This window comes from Aequorivita todarodis, from assembly GCF_028561335.1.
Lineage (GTDB): Bacteria > Bacteroidota > Bacteroidia > Flavobacteriales > Flavobacteriaceae > Aequorivita > Aequorivita todarodis.
In genome coordinates this window covers 202,709-221,746 of record NZ_JAQQTG010000016.1, presented here as the reverse complement: position 1 = coordinate 221,746, position 19,038 = coordinate 202,709, and the positions used below count along the sequence as shown (strand labels likewise).

The window sequence follows — 19,038 nt, the reverse complement described above, 5'->3', positions numbered from 1 at the left end:
AGTGTTAAGCGTTAAGTGTTAAGCGTTAAGTGTTAAGCGTTAAGTGTTAAAAGTTAATTTTTAAGGGTTGGTTGGGATTTGGTTTATTTTGAAACCACCTTTATTTCACTCGCTAACTTTTTTGCCTTTTGGGTTACTTCTGAAATATTTCCATCAAGAGTATCATGGGTTAAAACTACTCCCATTCTTCGGAAGGGACGGGAGGTGGGTTTGCCAAAAATCCTAAAATCTGTCCTTGGGGAAGCGGCTACTATTTCAAGGCCTTCAAATGTAGGGTTTTCAGATTCTTCCGAAGCCAGAATAACTGCACTGGCGCCGATTCGTTCCTGTGTTATTTCGGAAATTGGCAGTCCAAGAATGGCGCGAAGGTGCAATTCAAATTCATTGAAATTTTGGGTTTTGGCTAGGGTAGCCATACCTGTGTCGTGCGGACGTGGGGAAAGTTCTGAAAAATACACACCCTCATCAGCCACAAAAAACTCAACGCCCCAAATACCAAAACCGGTAAGGGCCGTGGTTACTTTTTCGGCCATACGTTGCGCCTCTTCTAAAATATTGTTTTTCATGGGGGCGGGTTGCCAACTTTCCATATAATCGCCCCGTTCTTGGCGATGGCCAATAGGAGGGCAAAACAGCGTTTTTCCGTTGCGCTGGGTTACGGTAAGCAGTGTAATTTCATAGTTGAAATCTACAAAGGCTTCTACGATTACTTCAGCTACATCGCCGCGGGATCCTTCTTGTGAATATTTCCAGGCCTTTTCAATATCGGCTTCCGTTTTAATGGTGCTTTGTCCTTTTCCGCTGGAAGACATCAAGGGTTTCACCACGCAGGGCATTCCTATTTCGGCAACGGCTTTTTTCAAACTTTCGGCTGAGGTGGCGTAGCGATATTCGGCAGTTTTCAAACCCAATTCTTTGGAAGCAAGATCGCGAATGGCTTTTCGGTTCATGGTAAAATTGGCCGCTTTTGCGGAAGGGATTACCGCATAGCCCTGTTTTTCATATTCATAAAAACGTTCGGTGCGGATGGCTTCAATTTCGGGAACAATATAATCTGGGTTGTACTTTTCAACAAGGGCATCCAGGGCATTTCCATCGAGCATATTTATTACTTCGGCAAAGTCTGCAAGTTGCGCTGCGGGTGCGTTTGGATAGCTGTCCACGGCAATAACGGTTTGCCCGATTCTTTTTGCGGCAATGGTAAATTCCTTCCCCAATTCTCCGCTTCCCAATAGTAAAAATTTAGCCATTTTTTGTTTTTTGTAAAAATACTGCAATAGATTTCATGAAAAAACCCAAAGCACAAATTCTGCTTTGGGTTCTTCAAAATAGTAAGTATTTCGAAATTATTTAACGATGATTCGTTTTACTCTTCCGTCTTTTTTGTTTCCAACACGAATTAGGTAAACGCCCTTGGCCACATAGCTCATGTCCAATTTGTAATGATATCCGTTACCGTTGTTTTCAAGTTTTTTGAACAATAATCGTTGCCCAAGGGTATTGTGGACAGAAAGGTTCAATGCTTCCGAATAGTTAACTGTTTTCAAGCTTATATCGAAATTATTGTTGTCCAACGACAAAACGGTCAAACCATTTTCGTCGAAAATATTTTCACCTACTCCCACCATCGTTCCAATCTGTGCGGTATAATCTTCGGTTTCTCCATAAGTTGTTTCTTCACAGGCATCCTCTGGAACGGGATTGTTCCAATTGGATTTGGCGCGCATTAGGTGTTGCCCTTCTGCAACTCCATCAGGAATTACCAGGTCCATGGTTTCTGTATAGGTACCGCTACCTTGACCGGGAGCTATTACGTAATTGTCCACGACTTTTTCATTGGAAGTGAAAACGAAATCGTCGTTAAAGTCAACCCAAACCACAATATATTGGTTGCCATATCCAGTGGTAACGGTAAGATCGTTGGTAGAATCTACCTCCATTTCCGCAACAAGGTTTGTGAAATCGCCATAGCCTTCACAAGCTGAAGGATTGTTGACCGTTGTTACGCTGAACAATCGGAAACCATCCCCCAAGTTACAGTTGGCAGTTGGCTGACAGTTTTGTTTGATAATCACTACAGAGGTCTCATCGTTTGAAGTATCGCTATCGCCGGGTAAAGAGGTGTAAGCGCTCAGGTTATAAGTTCCCAGTGCAGAAAAATCACCAGTTTGGGCAAAAGTATATGAGGTTGATGAATTTCCAGCCAAAGGACCGGGAACTACTTCTGTAACTACTGTGCCGTCCAAATCGTAGGAAACATCAAAATTTGATTTTGGCTCGCCCCCAAAGTTGTTGATGGTAACCACAATGTTTTCTGCAGCTGTTAGGTCAGTTCCCGAAACAGGAGCTGTAATTGCGCTCACGCCAAGATCGTTTGGTTGTAAATAGGTTACTGTTTTTGTACGTGCGTCGTTTGTAGTGTCTTCATCGCCAGCCATATTGGTTGCAGAAGTAATGGAGTAGGTCTGCCCTACAGTGCCCATGTTTGCGGTAGCCGTAAAAGTATATTGAGCCGTTTCGGCAGAAGCGATGGTTCCCGTGAAAGTTTCTGAAACTACGGCCCCGCCATCCACTTGGAAGGTTACGGGAAAGTTTGACGCACTGTTTTGTCCATAGTTGAAGATGGTAACGGTTACTGTTTCGCTATTTGAAAGGGTTCCTGTTACGGGCGCATCAATGCTTACCACACCAACATCATTATTGAAATTTGGAGCAATTTGGAATACACCTACTACATTTTTACGTCCATTGTGCATGTATTCATTGTCGAACCAAAATTGTTTGTCGTTTGAAGGATCGATATCGATTTTACTGTAATCACCATAACGCAGTCCGGGAATATTGGCATCGCCGGCAGCAATCAATTCTTCTGCAATGGTCATAGTGTTCAACGGATCATTTGCGTAGCGACCTGTATAATAGGAGCTAACACGTTTTGTGGTTGGATCTGGAGTAGTGGGTCCAGCCATAGAAGTATAACCCATCCCAATATTTCCTTGTACATCCATCATCATACTTGCGTGCCAAGCGTGTTTTCCGTCAGGAGCCGTATAGGTTCCTTCCTGATAAATGGACCAAGGCTGTCCATCGGCAGATTGGCGAAGTTCAAACCAGCGTACTCCGGCAAGTTCACCACTTGTGGCATCTGTATCAACAACAAAGTTGAAAACGGCAGAATTGTGCCCTGCAAATTTTCTGAATTGCGCTTGATTCATAATGGTGGCCTGAAGGGCGTCAATATCCGCTCCACCTCCGGGCTGGGCCAAGTTTGAGAAACTTCCGCCGTCAAAAACGGAAATGAAAGGTGTGGTAATTAACTCAGTAGGCGCAGAAATTGTGGAGCTTGCGGGACTTGCCCAGTTAACATCCACAGTCCAAAGTTTTACGTGATCTTGCGACACGCCGGACCAAGCATCATCTTGCAAATAGATAATTGGTAACCCTCCGGCTGCTGGAAGGTTGCTATTGCTCACGTTAAGTGCTTGCGGGCTATAGAAACCGCTGGTTACAATTCCCGGAAGGGGAAAACCAATTATTTGCGCGGTTGGGTCGCCAGCGAGCATTTTGGTACGCTCCATTGCGTAAATTCTGTTGGAAGCAGAGGTATTGTCTGTCATATAATAACCATCGCTCCAAACGGAAAGTTTCTGATAATCGTTAATTTGCGGAATGGTGTAAACATACCAACCGTCATTTACAGGGTCTGGGCCGTCGGAAACGGCTATTTGTGCACCACTTCCCAAGAAAGTCATCACGAATCTATCCGCAGCGTTGTCATAGGATATGGTAAGATCGCAGCAACCGCCATTTGGAAAAATGGTTGGGTTTGGACTGATTTGACCGGTTAGGGGATTTCCGCTTTTGTCAAAAATTCGGAAGCCCGTATTGAATACTACTACTACGTGGTTTGGGCCAACGCCAATAGAAGGGTCTGTGGGCTGCGAGCTTGAAGCTGCCGCGTCAAAAACCAAGGTAGGGGCCCTTCCGCTAAGAACTTGCTCCATTTTATTTGGATTTCTAACGAAATAATCGTCTTCAATTTGTGGATCTTTTCCGGGGACAATCAAGTTTTTTGAAGCTCTTCCGTCTTGCATTACTTGCTCTTTCACTCTAGCAGGAGCCAAATTGGTCTGAGAGGCTATGGACGGCACGTGTACCATAGAGCCCACTGTGCCAACATACGTTGCTTTTGTTTTTTCTTGGGCTTGTCCGTGAAAGGCCAAAGCGAAGAAAAATAGAATTAATGTAATCTTAGTTTTCATTGTTAAAGGTATTGTTTTGAGTTAAAAAAATAGATAAGTGCCTAAAGTACAGATAAAATAGATAATGAAAATAAATTTTGCCGATTTTAACCAAACTTAAATTTCTGTCCTGAAAGTATTTGCTAACTTAAAGCTGCCTTAATTCGCTGCATGGCTTCTTTAATGTCAGTTTCGGAAGCGGCATAGGACAAGCGGATGCAGTTTGGGTCGCCAAAGGCTTCGCCCGTAACGGTTGCTACCTTGGCTTCTTCCAAGAGATACAGTGAAAAATCTGAGGCAGTATTGATGTTTTTTCCGCGCAGGGTTTTTCCGAAGAAATAGGAAATATCCGGGAAAACGTAAAAAGCCCCTTCAGGTTTGTTGGTTTTGAAACCTTCAATTTCAGAAAGCAAGCTCAAGATCAAACTTCTTCTTTCCTTAAAGGCATCGACCATGAATTTTATTTTGCTCGGCGGATTCTCCAAAGCAGTTATGGTTGCTCTTTGCGCAATACAGTTTGCGCCACTGGTTACCTGCCCTTGCATTTTGTCGCAGGCACGTGCGATCCATTCGGGGCCGCCAATATACCCTATGCGCCATCCCGTCATCGAGAAGGCTTTGGAAACACCGTTCACAACCACAGTCCGGTCATACATATCCTCAAATTCAGCCATGGAGGTATGGTTTCCCGTAAAGTTGATATGCTCGTAGATTTCGTCGCTAATAACTATGATTTCGGGATATTTGACCAAAACATCGGCCAATTTCCTCAGTTCCTTTCTGCTATAAACAGAACCGCTCGGGTTGCAGGGGGAGCTGTAAACGATCATTTTCGTTTTTGGCGTAATGGCGGCTTCCAATGCTTCAGGGGTAACCTTGAAATCGGTTTCAATTGAAGTTGGTATTTCTTTGGGAACGCCTCCCGCAACCTTACTTTGGTCTGCGTAGCTTACCCAGTAAGGGGCTGGCAATAAAACTTCATCCCCTTCATCCAGCAGTACCATCATCAAATTGGCCAAAGACTGCTTGGCACCTGTTGATACAACTATCTGGGAAGGTTTGTATTCAAGGTTATTGTCTCTTTTGAATTTGGTGATAATCGCTTTCTTCAAATCGCCATAACCGTCCACGGGGGTGTAGGAGTGATAATCGGCTTCTATTGCTTGAATGGCAGCTTGTTTCACAAATTCTGGAACTGGAAAATCGGGTTCTCCGAGGCTCAGGCCTATGATGTCTATTCCTTGTTCTTTTAATTCCCTTGTTTTGGCAGCCATTGCCAGTGTGGCCGAGGTGGCCATCTCGTTCACTCGTTTTGAAAGTCTGTTGTCCATAATGATTAAGCGGATACGGTAGGCTTTAGCCCCATTTCTTTTAAATGTCTGAAATGTGCAATAATCGCCTGGCGCGTAGTTTTATATTCTTTATACGGTAAGTTAAATTCTTTGGTCGTGCTCTTTAAAATTTTTGAAATATTCTTATAGTGAATGTGGCTGATGTTCGGAAAAATATGGTGCTCAACCTGATGGTTCAACCCGCCTGTGTACCAGTTCACAATTCGATTATTGGTTGAAAAATTCATCGTCGTAAACAATTGATGGATTGCCCAAGTGTTTTTCATAGTGCCGCTTTCATCCGGAAGCATGATCTCGGTATCTTCCACTACGTGTGCAAGTTGAAAAACAACACTCAAAATGAGTCCTGCAACATAGTGCATTATAAAGAAGCCAACTAAAATTTTCCACCAAACAATATTGAAAAATAGAATCGGGATCACGATCCACAGCGATATGTAAATCATTTTTGTGATTACCAAAATACTCCACTGGGTAACTGGTTTGGGCAGTTTTCCATAAGAAAGTTTACGCGCCAAATACCTTTTGGTCTGGGAAAAATCTGTGGTAAGCACCCAGTTAAAAGTCAATAGCCCATAAAAGAAAAGACTGTACCAATGTTGGAATTTATGGAACCTGTGCCATTTTGAATGTTTCGAAAAACGGAGGATTCTTCCTGCCTCCAGATCTTCGTCGTGGCCGTGGATGTTTGTATAGGTATGGTGCAAAACATTGTGTTGAACTTGCCAGTTATAGACATTTCCGGCAAGAATATACATGCTGCTTCCCATTATCTTATTTACCCATTTTTTGGACGAATAGGACCCGTGGTTTGCATCGTGCATCACGTTCATGCCCACGCCTGCCATTCCCACCCCCATAACGATAGTGAAAAGCAATTGTACCCAGCCGGGAAGATCGAGCGTTAATAATAAAAAATAGGGGGTAAGGTATATTGAAAACATTATGATTGTTTTCAGGTGTAGTTTCCAGTTGCCTGTTCTGGCAATGTTGTTGTCCTTAAAATAATCGTTAACGCGTTTGTTTAGGGTTCTAAAAAATTTAGCACTGTCAACTCGTGAGAAATTAAGATGTTTGTATGTCAAAATGAATTGTTTAACTGGGGGTTGTTATGGTGTGAGCCACAAAAATAATTATCTTTTATGGAAATGTGGGGTTTCAAAACCATAATTTTCGCAAAGATACCATACTTTTGCCTCCTAAATGAAATTATGGAACTGATATCTAAATATTTTCCGCAACTTACTGATACTCAAAAAAGTCAGTTTCAGATGTTGCAGGGGCTTTACGAAGACTGGAACCTGAAAATAAACGTGGTTTCCCGAAAGGATATTGACGAGCTTTATCTGCGCCATGTTCTGCATTCCCTCGGGATTTCAAAAGTGCAACCGTTCCTTCCGGGCGCAAAGATTTTGGATGTGGGTACCGGCGGTGGCTTTCCGGGCATTCCATTGGCAATTCTTTATCCAGAGGTACATTTCCACCTTGTAGATAGTATTGGCAAAAAAATTAAGGTTGTGGAAGAGGTAGTTGAAGGATTACAGCTTAAAAACGTAAAAGTGACAAATGCCCGGGTTGAAACTATTTCCGGTAAATATGATTTTATTGTAAGCCGCGCCGTGGCCCAAATGGAAACTTTTGTGCATTGGGTGAATGATAAAATTGCCAAAAAAAGCCTGCACGACCGAAAAAACGGAATTCTTTACCTAAAAGGAGGCGATCTTACCGAAGAATTAAAAGTTTATAAGAATGCCGTGGTTTTTCCGTTGGGTGATTATTTTAAGGAAGATTTTTTTGAAACCAAAAGCGTAGTCTATTTGCCTCTGAAATTTAAAGGGTGATTATAAGCTTCAAAGTTTTGAGGTTTTGGATTTGATTCCCCTTCTTCAAAAATGATATGGGCAGAATTTTTTTTTTGAATCTTCCCAACTACAAACTAGCATTCAAAAGAAACCATTGCAACGCAAGTATTGTCTTGGCATCTTTTAATTCTAAAATTTTAGAAGCTATTTCTGAAACAGGGATTTTCACCAATTGAATGTCTTCCTTTTCATTTTCGTTTCCGCCGCCTTTTCCGGTTTTGTCGTTTTGCATAACTTCAGCAAAGAAAAGGAAAATACGTTCGGTTGAGGCACCGGGTGAGGTGTAAAATGTACTTATGGATTTTGGGTTCTTTATTCGGTAGCCTAACTCTTCCATCACTTCGCGGGCTATACATTCTTCCGGGTCTTCGTTTTCTTCAATGGACCCTGCGGGTATTTCCAACAGCCATCCATTGTTGTTTTTACAGCTTGGATAACGGAACTGATTGGTCAACAACAAACTATCTGAATCCTTTTCAAGTATTAGGATGGCAACGGAGTCGCCTCTCTCAAAAGCAAGCCGTTTGGCAGTTATTTGTTTTCCGTTGAAAGTGTCATAGGTTACTTTGGCCTTTACTATTTTATAGTGGTCATTGAAAACTATGTTTTCTTCGCAAATGGAATATTTCATATCAGGGAAATTTTTATTGAATAAAGCCATTCCAGCGTTCCAATGGCTGGAAGGTTTAAGGTATAAAAAAACCCCGAAAAATCGGGGTTCTTTAAAAAATTGAAGCGTTTATTTATTTGGAAATCAAGAATCGCTTGGTGGTTACAAGGTTGTCCTTTGAAATTTTCATAAAATAAGTTCCTGCTTGAAGTTGCGAAACATTTATTTGCGCATCCATAGCAATATTATTTTGTGAAAGAATTAATTTTCCAAGAATGTCAAACACTTGAAGGTTTGCGTTTTCAGCATTTTTCACATTAATTGTTGAAGAAGCTGGGTTTGGATATAAACTAATGTTGTCCAGTTGATTTTGGTTTACGCCCAAAAGACCGTTACTGGAGAATGGAGATCTTTCTCCATTGCCATAATTGCCGTTTGTATGGTAAAGTACCGTTCCTTGATTATCGGTAAGCGTTATTTCGCCACCGCCGTTGCTGGAAGTATCTAAAACACGGAATTGATAGCAGTCTAGTGGCAAGTCGAACGTTTCAGTTATTATCTGTGGATTATTGTTCGGGTAGGGTCCGCCATTATAAATTGCGGTGCCGTTGGAATTATAAACATACCATCTGGTTTGGGCTCCGTAGTTGTCAACGTGCAATTCCATGGTAACTGCTCTCGTTCCGGCAGGTGCCTTATCAAAAGTTGTTGATGCGGTATTGTTGGAGTTGTTATCGTCATTTGGCAGGTTCACTACAAGCGTATTGGTTCCTTGAAGGTTATAGGGAACTTCTGGAAGCTCAATAGTCTCGCTGTGGAGGGACATAATGTTTCCGGTCCAGTTGTAGGTGTTTGAGTCGCCATTAATGATATATTCTATAGCCAAAGATGTTATTGGATCTTGACCCAAGTTTTGAACGTTTATCTCTGGTGCAAGAGTTGTGTCGCAAGTTGCAGGGATGTCGGTAATGGATCTTATGTTTGCGTCATTTGCATATGTAAGCCCTGTGTAAGTAGGATATGCTCTATTACCACTTGGAATTTCTTGGTGTGTATTGGAAATAAAAGCTACAACTTCCATATCCGCAAGTTCGGTAGGCACATTGTTATATGCCGCAGGAATTGTGTAAGTATAGGTGCGGTCCACAAAAGTTCCCGCAGTAGTGGTGTTGATAACCTCGCCCCATTGGCCGGTAATCAATTCAACCAAACGGTGCATGTGTACATAATTGTTTCCTTGTCCACCTCCTGTTTGTGGGCCTAAGGTATTGTTCTGTAACAAAGCCACATTTAGCAAGTTTGTTCCTTCTGGACTGTTGCTTGTATAATAGGCCTCCACATGAACGGTCAATACATTGGTATTTACATCAATCGAAGCTTCAACGCCAACGTTTACGGCAGAACCTATGGCCATGGTTTCGTTTGCCGAAATTGTCCAATAACTTCTTGACATAGCAGTTCCACCGCCAGTGGCCATAGAACGACCTGGAAATACGTGTCTGTTTACAGTGCCTGATGGGTAGCCGAAGCCTGTTCCAGAATATGATTGGGCAACAATAGCGTTGCCATAAGGAGTCCTGAAATCGGGTTCATTTCCACTTGGAACGGCATAGCCACCCTGGTGGATATTTATCAAAGAAACACGATCTGGGTTTGCGTCTTGAATTGCTTTTGCAATAGCATGGCCAGAGGGGCACCAAGTACAATGGATTCCTGTGAATTCTTCAAGGACTACATTTTGGTCTTGTGGGGAGGTTGACACTATTGTCTGCCCATACGTGGCAAATGCAAATAAGGCTACAACCAAGCTGAGAGGTAGTTTTTTAAACATGGTTTTTTAATTTTAGAATGTTGTGAATTAATAAGATTAGCTACAAATGTACTTTTTTATAATTTATTATAACAACTTAACTGTCAGTTTTTAAGATTTTGATTGTTAAAATTTTGAAGGGTTTTCAGCAATATAATCTACATTTTGGGCATGTTATATTTTTCAGAAAATACCCTTCAAATTGGGAGAAGCGAATAACTTGATATGGGAAAAAGGAAGTTTTGCTAAATTAGGGTTGCCAGTTTTTAGAACATTTCAAGTCTTTATGTGCTGAAATGTTGGCAATAAAAAACCCCGAACAAGCCGGGGTTTTAAAATATATATAGAAACTATAGTGTTACCTTGAAATCAAGAATCGCTTGGTGGTTACAAGATTATCTTTTGAGATCTTCATAAAATAGGTTCCAGCTTGAAGCTGTGACACATTTATTTGTGCATCCATAGGAATGTTTTCTTGTGAAAGGATCAATTTTCCAAGGATATCAAATACTTGAATGTTTGCATTTTCAGCATTGCTAAGGTTTATTGTTGTGCTTGCTGGATTTGGATAAAGAACCACATCTTCAAGTTGTGTTTGCGCCACGCCCAATACAAAGCCATCGGTTGAAAATTTAACAGAATCTCCACATCCAAAGACACCGTTGGTTTGGTAAAACACCGTATTGCTAGGGTCCGTGTCCGTTAAGGTTACTGGGCCACCGCCATCGCCATAAGTGTCTATGATATTAAAGGTATAACAATTGGAAGGCAGGGTAAAAGTTTCATTGATAGTTTGATTGGCCCCATAAGGACCGCCGCTATATATGATGTTTCCGTCATAATCAGTTACATTCCATCTGCATTCGCTTCCGTATTGGTCTGTATGCAATTCCATATTTACAGTTGTAGTTGCATCATAGGCTTTGTCAAAGGTAGCAGTAGCAGTATTGTTGGAGTTGTCATCATCATTGGCAACTGTAATGGTAAGGGTGTTGTTGGCTTGAATATCGAAACGGATACCGGGAAGATCTACTGTTTGGTAATGCATGGAAGTTAGATTCCCATTCCAGGTATAGGTTGCCGGTGCTCCGCCATTTATGGAATATTCTATGGCCAAAGATGTAATTGGGTTTTGACCTGTATTCTGGATATTTACTTGAGGAGCTAAATAGTTGGCACAAGGATCTTCAAAATCAGCTATGTATCTAACATTGGCATCATTGGCATTGGCAAAATTGGTAAAGGTTGGGTATGCGCGGTTTCCGGAAGCTATTTCCTGATGCGTTTCAGCCATGAAGGCAACAATTTCCAGATCGGCAAGTTCAACGGGCACGCCGTTGTAATCTGCAGGAATAGGGTAGGTATAGGTTTTGTCAACAAAAGTTCCTGCGGTGGTTGTAGTAATTTCTTCGCCCCACTGTCCGGTAATCATTTCTACCAAACGGTGCATATGTACATATTGGTCGCAAGAATTTCCACCAATTTGGGGTCCTTTAGTGTTATTTTGTAGCAACGCAACGTTTAACATATTGGTGGCTTCCGGGCTGTTGCTTGTGTAATATGCTTCCACGTGAACAGTTAAAACATTTGTAACTACATCTATTTCTGCTTCAACGGCAACGTTTACCGGAGATGGCTTGGCGAGTGTTTCGTTTGCCGAAATGGTCCAAAAGTTTCGTCCCATGGCAGTTCCGCCGCCACTAGCCATAGAACGGCCCGGAAACACATGCCTGTTCACGGTCCCAGATGGATAGCCAAACCCTGATCCCGAGTATGATTGGGCAACAATAGCATTTCCATAGGGGGTTCTGAAATCTGGCTCGCCGGGGCCTGGATTAGAGAAGCTTCCCTGGTGAATGTTAATTAAGGAAACTCGATCTGGATTGGCGTCTTGTATGGCTTTGGCAATAGCGTGACCTTGTGGGCAAAATACGCAATGGATTCCCGTAAATTCTTCTAGAACTACGTTTTGGTCTTGTGGGGATGTTGATACTATTGTTTGCGCGTATGATACACTTGCAAACAACACAACAATTAAAGTAAAGAGTAATTTTTTAAACATGATTTTTAGGTTTTAATAATTGGGAAATTTAAGTTTATTGCAAATTTACTTGTTTAAAATATATTATATGCGTTTGTAATGTGAATATTTGTGATATAAATGTTAAAATATTGATGAAATTGTAAAATTCACAATCCATGTTTTCTTAAAATCATCGTTTTTTAAAAAACCACGGTCATAAATGTTAAATAACTGACATAGAAAGCATAAAGAAGAGAAGATTTTTAATTTTTATGTTTACTTTTGTGGCATTCAGTAAACTTCAAAACAATTTTATTTAATTTAAAAAACGAAAGAAAATGAAACTTAAATTACTTTTTTTAACAATTATAGGTTCGGTGGCCATTGCAAATGCGCAATATACCGTAACGGATATAAATGGAAATGAGCTTAACAATGGCGATGTTATAGAATTTTCGGAATACGGATATGGTACTTCAGCTAATTATGATTTTTTCGTAACCAATGATAATCCTTCGGAAACAATTTACACAAGAATTGAATTTGTTGATGCCGTAAATGCTACCGGAGAATTTTTTGAATTATGTTATGCGCAACAGTGCTATACCAATCTTGCAGTAGGGTTCACAATTCCTGCTGCACCAGAAGTCTTCCCAATTGGCGTTGGCGAAACTACAGGTGAAGGAAACCACTTTTTAAACGCCGATCCTGGAAATGGAACTGATATTCTTGACTATATCTTTGCTTTCCATCAATATGAAGCTGATGGTGTTACCGAAATAGGAACGCCTTTAACCTTTACCTATCGTTACAATCCGACTTTAGTTGGTGTTAACGAAAACAGTAAAGTTAATTTAACCATTCAATCTACCCTTGTTTCCAATGAAATGGTATTGAATGTAAATGAGCCCGTGAGCATGTTGGTTTACAATTTGCAAGGAAAAGTTGTGAAACAAGCACATTTTGAAACAGGGCGTCAAACAGTTAATATGTCTGACCTAAGCTCACAAACTTATATCGTTAAGTTCAACAATGAAAAAGGAGCTACCCAAACAACAAAAATTATCGTTCAATAGAACTTATAATTCCTTATAAGCAAAGTGCCCCGAAGTTTTCTTCGGGGCACTTTTTATTTTATTTAAAATATATCTTTAAGTTAGAAGGTAACCACGAGGTTAGCGGTCAAGCCTGTATTTGTTGGCACAAATCTACAAACACCGCCTACACAAATTAAACCTCCTCGCTGACGGCCATAGTTTAAGGCGAAACGGGCTGGGCCTTTGGTATAACTTCCGCCAAAACTGTAATAGTGAATTTCGCCTTCGCCTTCATAGTTCCATGCATCTGCTGCGTAAAGCGTAAATGCAGAACTGAAGTTATATTCCAGGACTCCAGCCGCCCAGTTCTTTCTATCTACGTTTTTTCTGCTCTTGTCAATCCAAAGATGCTGTAGCTCCATTCGCAATGCTTTTCCGCCCTCAAACTTGCGCGTTCCTTCAATTACCGCAATCTGGGCCCTAATATCTCCTTGCTCTCCTAATGGGCCGCCTTCGGTAACCCCTTTATCTATGATTACATCTTGAAAGGTAGCCACAGAGCTCCATTTTGAGGACCAGCGGTTTTTCACTTCAATATTCAAATCTCGGAAATAACGAGGGCCATCCCCAATAAATTTGGGATCATAGGTTTGTTCCTCCGTATTAAAGGTCGCTTCCAAACCTGCCCAATACGAAAAGTTTCCGGCCAATTTGGTTCCAAATTTCCCAAAAAGTGATTCTCTCGGAAACGAATAATACACATCCACTTGTCCTCCTACTTCCCCGGCTCTTTTCTTTTCGGAATCACTGAAAAGCAATCGTGGCTGGGCATTGTAAACATAGATATTGGACAATAAATAATCGTGCTGTTTTGTAAGGGCGGGAACGTAGTTTACAATTTGTTCGTTGTAAACATTTCCTTCCTCATAGCGGTCTGCGTAAAAGCTGAAATTTTCCAATCTTCTGAAGGTGGAATTAATTCCCAGTCCCTTTTGGGCATACCCCAAGTTCACTTGAAGTGCCGTGCCGTCAAAAAGCTGGGGCGAGGAAACTACTTCTTCGGTAACAATTACGTCTGGATCTTTGGTGATTGCTTCAATACCTCCATAAAAATTGTTGGCCACAAAATCCAGTCTTCCGCCATAAGCATTAATGTTTGCGGGAATGGAATCATTGGCACCATTTGATTGGTAACGGCCCACATAGCTTGCGCCGAGTTTCAGGTCAACGGCATCAATATTCAAAAGGCCGCTTAAATCTGCATTGGCATCGAGCCCTTGCATAACGCCTTCGGAAACGTCAAAACCATTTCTGATTTGGCCGTAAACCCCCGTTAGGTCAATATTTGCAGTAGGTGTAAATTTAACGCGGAGCCCTTTCATAGCATTGTTGATGCCTAATTGGCGATCTTCCCAGGTCCTAAGAATTAAACCATTGCCAAATTGCTCATAAAAGTAACCCCCGGTAATATCCAGCGTTTCGTTTTTAAAATTCAAATAATAGGTGCCAATTCCGTTCTGGTTTTCCCAAGTATCGGAATATCCCAATAATACCGTGGGGAGATATGCTTCGTACTGTACCCCTGCGGTAAATTTCCCCAGGGTATAATTAAACTGCATATAATTATTGGACCTAAAGCGGTCATCTGGTGTGTCAAAACCAATTTCTTCATCTGGCATAAGCCATTGCGAGTTCGATTCAAGACCACCGAAAAAGTAGCCATTGTCTTGCGAAAAGGAGACGGCGCCCATAAACATAAAGGCTCCAAGTATAAGTTTTTTCATGGTATAGGTTTGGTTGGTATATTTTTTAATTGGCTGCGGAAAATTCCTTTATTTTTTCATAAAGTTCCGTCTCTGCACCGGGGCTATAGCCAGAATGTCTGTAAACAATCTGATTGTTTTTGACCAAAAGTGTTAAAGGTACGGTAGCAGCACCAACGGCGCGTTTAAAATCATTGTTGGTGTCCAGAAGCACGGTATAATCCCAGCCTTTTCCATTTACCATCGGTTTTACACGTTTCACGCCGCGACTGTCGTCAATAGAAACTGCGTAGAGCTTTACATTGGTCTCTGCCTGCCAATCTGGATAAATTTCGCTAATGGCATCCAACTCTTTTATACAGGGAACACACCAAGTGGCCCAAAGCGAGATTACAATTACGTTGTCATCCGTGGATAAATCATTGGAATTGATGGGTTGGCCATCCAAGGTGGTCATATCAACTTTTGGCAAATCGTTTTGTGCAATGGCACTGAAGGTAACCAGTGCAAGAAGAAGGGGGAGTAGTTTTTTCATCCAATAAATATTTAAAATTAATTAAAGCATAGGCAATATTAAGTTATTTTTAATAAATACTTAAATTTGTATTGCCGAAAGTTAAGGATTTAACGTTCCAAAACCGTGCCTTTTTTTATAAATGCGTTATATTAGCCCACTTCAATTTTAATAATTTGTTATGAAAACCTATCCCTATTTTAAAATTTTGTTCCTTTTTGCCTTTATAGCCATCGTTGGATGCAGCAAAAAAGAAGATCCACTTGGCGCTCCTACAGAAAGTCTGTCGATAACGCTTACAAGTGATGCTGGTACAAACGAATTGGAAGTATTGTCCGTAAATCAATTGGTGAATTTTATAATTACCGGAAGTGATGGGGAAAACTACACTTCTTCTGCAAAGATATTTGTGAACGATACCGAAATACAGGGGGCATCATATACTTTTTCAACAACCGGGACATTTACCGTAAAAGCGCTTTACGAAAGTGTTGCCAGTAACACGCTTACCTTTGAGGTAATAGCGGAGACCGAACGCGCACTGACCCTGGATGTTACAAGAGCCATGAACAATCAGACCATTACTTTTGGTTTGCTTGATTCCAGCGGAAACAATACGGCTTCTGAGGCTACTTTCTATGTTAACGGCACTGCAATTTCTGGATTTACATATTCCTCCGCAACGGAAGGAAACTATCAAGTTTATGCAGAATATATAATAAATGGCGAAACATTCACGACTCCCGAAAAAGACTTTACAGTCTATGTTCCAAAAAGAAATGTGGTATTAGAAGATTACACCGGCACTTGGTGCGGATATTGTTTAAAAGCTCTGGTAGCCATTGATTCGGTAAAAGTATTGACTGAACATGTTTCAGTAGTGGCCATTCACGAAAGCTCAGTTGGCCCGCCTGATCCTATGGACTTTCCCCAGATTGATGATCTTCAGGCTGAATTTGATGTGCCCGATAGTTTTCCACAAACCCAGTTGAATAGAACCGTAAAATGGAATGCCACGCCTCCTAGTTCCCTTATTTATGATTACGACGTCGTAACTGCTATTGCAGGCCAGGAAACGGATCTTTCCATAGCTATTAGTTCACAACTTAGCGGTTCTACACTATCGGTAGATGCAAAAGTAATGTACAGAAATGGTTCCGAGCCGGGCGATAAATTGGTAGTGTATTTATTGGAAAGTGGAATAATCGCAGATCAAGCCAATTATTTTAATTCAAACCCTGCCAGCCCTTATTTTGGGATGGGCAATCCAATAGTTGGTTTTGTTCACGACGACGCATTGCGGAATTCGCTGTCAGGCCTTTTTGGAGATAACATTCCAGAAACCCCTGCTTTTCAGGAATACAAAAAGACCTATACCTTTACGATTCCCGCAGAATACAATGCTAACAATCTAAGTTTTGTTGTTATGGTCGTGAAAGCTGACAATAACGCCAAAAACTCGCAACATGCAGCCTTGGGTGAAACTAAAATATATAATTAAAATTTGGTTAAAATAGAAGTACCCATTCCGAGATATTTCGGAATGGGTTTTTTTATGGGTTTGAATAAATAAATCGAAATATTCGTAATTTTGAAGTCACTTATGGGCGAAAAACTTACCAAACAGGAACTTCACAACCTCGCAATGAACATTGTTGGGAAACAGCTCGAAGCTGAAGGATATGAATTTTTGGGCGTCAATTCAAAATTGAAAACCGATCCCCAGTTCGTGGCATTGAAAGATAAGGTCCTCCACTTTATAATTGTTCGCGCCGTTTCTTTCCCCCAGGATGCCCATGCTTACGACCCCGTTTTTATGCAAACCATTAAGGAACATGCGGCAAAGTTTGAAGCAAAAACATATTATGCGGGCGTTGGTCTGGGCCACGGAGCCGATTACGGAAAACCAGTTTTAAAGGATGAAGGTTACACAATGGTATATAAAGGTTTGCAGGAAATACTATGAAATGCCCATTAATAAATTGTAAACCAACCGAAGATTTTTTGGGCATTCCAGCTTCTTTTTTCCCAAATATTTAATACAGATGAAAAAACTACTTTTAATTCCCGTTTTATTTCTTTTTATTTTTTGTGAAAAGACCGAAAGCACCCACCGCTTTATGCAGGGTGAAGCTTTTGGAACCACGTATAATATTCAGTTTTATTCCGAAAAGGATATTGATTTTAAAAAAGGATTGGATTCGGTGATTGCCGCCGTAAACCATTCCGTGAGCACCTATATTCCCGAAAGCGATATTTCCAAAGTAAATCAAGGCGATTCTACGGTTGTTGTGGATTCCATTTTTAAGGAAGTTTTTGAAATTTCTAAAGAAGTAAACACCAAAACAAACGGCTATTTTGACCCGACAATCGGCGTTTTACGCAACGCTTACGGTTTTGGCGATGTGAAGCCCTTGAAGAATATAGACAGCACCACCTTGGATTCCTTGATGAAATATGTGGGTTTCCATAAAGTAAAAATTAACAGCGACGGAACCGTTTCAAAAGAATATCCGCAAATCTATTTCGACTTTAATGCCGTGGCAAAAGGCTTCGGGATTGATTGTCTTGGCCGTTATTTGGAATCTAAGGGCGTTACCGATTATTTAATTGAATTGGGAGGCGAGATTCTTACAAAAGGCGAAAACCTTGATAAAAACCAAAAATGGGTCGTGGGCATTGAAGCCGTAGATTCGGAACTTGAAAATAGAAGTTATGAAGCGACTGTTGCCTTAAAAAATGAAGGAATGGCATCCTCGGGCAATTACCGCAAATTCAGGATTGATTCCCTTACGGGGAAAAAATACGTCCATACATTAAATCCATTGACCGGTTCTGCAGAAATGAGCGATGTAACCAGCTCTACCGTCATTGCCCCCACTTGCGCCGTGGCCGATGCCTATGCCACTTCGTTTATGGCATTGGGTTTGGAAAAATCAAAAACATTGCTGAAAAATCTTCCAAATGTGGAAGCGTATTTAACTTTCAATGATTCCCTGAACAACCATCAGGTTTTTATGACGGATGGCTTCAAAAAACGTTTAGGAAACTAATTTTTTGCCTACAGGAATCAATTCGCCTTTTGGTAATCTGTATTTTTCAATTTCCTCGGAAGAAAAGTTTTTGGTGTAATCTACCGCCTCAACTTTAAAGCCGATACATTCAAGCTTGGTAAAATAATCCATCCCATAAACCCGAACGTGATCGTACTGTCCGAAAATCTTTGCGCGCTCTTTTGGGTCGGTAATGCTATCGTCCTCAAATGTTTTTTCCAAAGCTGCTTTATAGGGAACTTGAAGAATTGCCGTGCCGCCGGGTGCCAAAACACGGTAAATTTCCTGCATCGCCTTGGTATCATCCGGAATGTGTTCCAAAACGTGGTTACAGATTATAAAATCGAATTCGTTATCGGGAAAGGGTAAATCACAGATATCAGCTTTCACATCTGCAATGGGTGAATTTAGGTCGGTTGTGGTATAATTTAGGTTTTTCATTTTCCGGAATTTCTTATAAAAAGCCTGCTCGGGTGCAAAGTGGAGCACTTTCAGATTTTCAGTAAAAAACCCGGTTTCATTTTGAAGATACAACCAAAACAATCTGTGCCTTTCCAAAGAAAGCGTTCCGGGCGAAAGCACATTTTCGCGAACGGTTTCATAACCGTACGGAAGAAACTTTCGGTATGATTTGCCGTCAATAGGGTCGGTGTATTTATTTCCTTTCAGAAGAAAAGCGAGTATTGGTCTGCCGATAATGCTCAATCGTATAAGCAGCGGACGGGGAACGGTATTTAGGATTTTTTTGAACAAAAGTTTTGGGTTGTTACACA

General features: G+C 41.1%; 15 protein-coding genes. 5 read left to right on the top strand and 10 right to left on the bottom strand.

Annotation, left to right across the window (positions count from 1 at the left end; genetic code table 11):
- Positions 1-83: 83 nt before the first annotated feature.
- From purT to POV26_RS07070, 4 genes are all read right to left on the bottom strand, one after another.
- Positions 84-1,250 (bottom strand): formate-dependent phosphoribosylglycinamide formyltransferase, encoded by a 1,167-nt coding sequence (gene purT / locus POV26_RS07085; RefSeq protein ID WP_272855769.1) that lies wholly within the window; start codon positions 1,248-1,250, stop codon positions 84-86.
- 96 nt (positions 1,251-1,346) lie between these two features.
- The gene (locus tag POV26_RS07080; RefSeq protein ID WP_272855768.1) at positions 1,347-4,262 is read right to left on the bottom strand and encodes a GEVED domain-containing protein; all 2,916 of its coding nucleotides are present in this window, start codon (positions 4,260-4,262) and stop codon (positions 1,347-1,349) included.
- Between the two features lie 122 nt (positions 4,263-4,384).
- Complete coding sequence (locus POV26_RS07075; RefSeq protein ID WP_272855767.1) at positions 4,385-5,572, bottom strand: pyridoxal phosphate-dependent aminotransferase; 1,188 nt, start codon at positions 5,570-5,572, stop codon at positions 4,385-4,387.
- Positions 5,573-5,577: 5 nt separating this feature from the next.
- Positions 5,578-6,537, bottom strand: a complete 960-nt coding sequence (locus tag POV26_RS07070) for a fatty acid desaturase family protein (RefSeq protein WP_272855766.1) — start codon at positions 6,535-6,537, stop codon at positions 5,578-5,580.
- A gap of 267 nt (positions 6,538-6,804) precedes the next feature.
- Here POV26_RS07070 and rsmG point away from each other — a divergent pair, with 267 nt between their 5' ends.
- A complete protein-coding gene (rsmG, locus tag POV26_RS07065; RefSeq protein WP_272855765.1) occupies positions 6,805-7,434 on the top strand; it encodes a 16S rRNA (guanine(527)-N(7))-methyltransferase RsmG in 630 nt (209 codons plus the stop codon).
- 88 nt (positions 7,435-7,522) lie between these two features.
- On the opposite strand, the gene POV26_RS07060 is transcribed toward rsmG, so the two are convergent.
- The 3 genes from POV26_RS07060 to POV26_RS07050 all read right to left on the bottom strand — a co-directional run bounded on the left by POV26_RS07060 (position 7,523) and on the right by POV26_RS07050 (position 11,937).
- On the bottom strand, positions 7,523-8,086 hold the full coding sequence (locus tag POV26_RS07060; protein ID WP_272855764.1) for an NUDIX domain-containing protein: 564 nt from the start codon (positions 8,084-8,086) through the stop codon (positions 7,523-7,525).
- A gap of 112 nt (positions 8,087-8,198) precedes the next feature.
- Complete coding sequence (locus POV26_RS07055; RefSeq protein ID WP_272855763.1) at positions 8,199-9,896, bottom strand: T9SS type A sorting domain-containing protein; 1,698 nt, start codon at positions 9,894-9,896, stop codon at positions 8,199-8,201.
- Between the two features lie 337 nt (positions 9,897-10,233).
- Positions 10,234-11,937, bottom strand: a complete 1,704-nt coding sequence (locus POV26_RS07050) for a T9SS type A sorting domain-containing protein (RefSeq protein WP_272855762.1) — start codon at positions 11,935-11,937, stop codon at positions 10,234-10,236.
- A 299-nt stretch (positions 11,938-12,236) separates the two neighbouring features.
- On the opposite strand from POV26_RS07050, the gene POV26_RS07045 reads away from it, so the two are divergent.
- Entirely contained in the window at positions 12,237-12,974 is a 738-nt protein-coding gene (locus tag POV26_RS07045) for a T9SS type A sorting domain-containing protein (protein ID WP_272855761.1), read from the top strand.
- Positions 12,975-13,054: 80 nt separating this feature from the next.
- Here the strand turns inward: POV26_RS07045 and POV26_RS07040 are convergent, their stop codons facing one another.
- Together POV26_RS07040 and POV26_RS07035 are read right to left on the bottom strand one after the other, a co-directional pair.
- Positions 13,055-14,719, bottom strand: a complete 1,665-nt coding sequence (locus POV26_RS07040; protein WP_272855760.1) for a DUF6029 family protein — start codon at positions 14,717-14,719, stop codon at positions 13,055-13,057.
- A gap of 25 nt (positions 14,720-14,744) precedes the next feature.
- A complete protein-coding gene (locus POV26_RS07035; protein WP_272855759.1) occupies positions 14,745-15,233 on the bottom strand; it encodes a TlpA family protein disulfide reductase in 489 nt (162 codons plus the stop codon).
- Between the two features lie 160 nt (positions 15,234-15,393).
- Here POV26_RS07035 and POV26_RS07030 point away from each other — a divergent pair, with 160 nt between their 5' ends.
- The 3 genes from POV26_RS07030 (at position 15,394) to POV26_RS07020 (ending at position 18,265) form a co-directional block, all read left to right on the top strand.
- A complete protein-coding gene (locus POV26_RS07030) occupies positions 15,394-16,713 on the top strand; it encodes an Omp28-related outer membrane protein (protein ID WP_272855758.1) in 1,320 nt (439 codons plus the stop codon).
- A gap of 102 nt (positions 16,714-16,815) precedes the next feature.
- A complete protein-coding gene (locus POV26_RS07025) occupies positions 16,816-17,178 on the top strand; it encodes a Na(+)-translocating NADH-quinone reductase subunit F (protein WP_272855831.1) in 363 nt (120 codons plus the stop codon).
- A 79-nt stretch (positions 17,179-17,257) separates the two neighbouring features.
- Positions 17,258-18,265 (top strand): FAD:protein FMN transferase, encoded by a 1,008-nt coding sequence (locus POV26_RS07020; RefSeq protein ID WP_272855757.1) that lies wholly within the window; start codon positions 17,258-17,260, stop codon positions 18,263-18,265.
- On the opposite strand, the gene POV26_RS07015 is transcribed toward POV26_RS07020, so the two are convergent.
- Positions 18,254-19,018 (bottom strand): class I SAM-dependent methyltransferase, encoded by a 765-nt coding sequence (locus POV26_RS07015; protein WP_272855756.1) that lies wholly within the window; start codon positions 19,016-19,018, stop codon positions 18,254-18,256. The genes POV26_RS07020 and POV26_RS07015 overlap by 12 nt on opposite strands.
- Between the last annotated feature and the right edge of the window lie 20 nt (positions 19,019-19,038).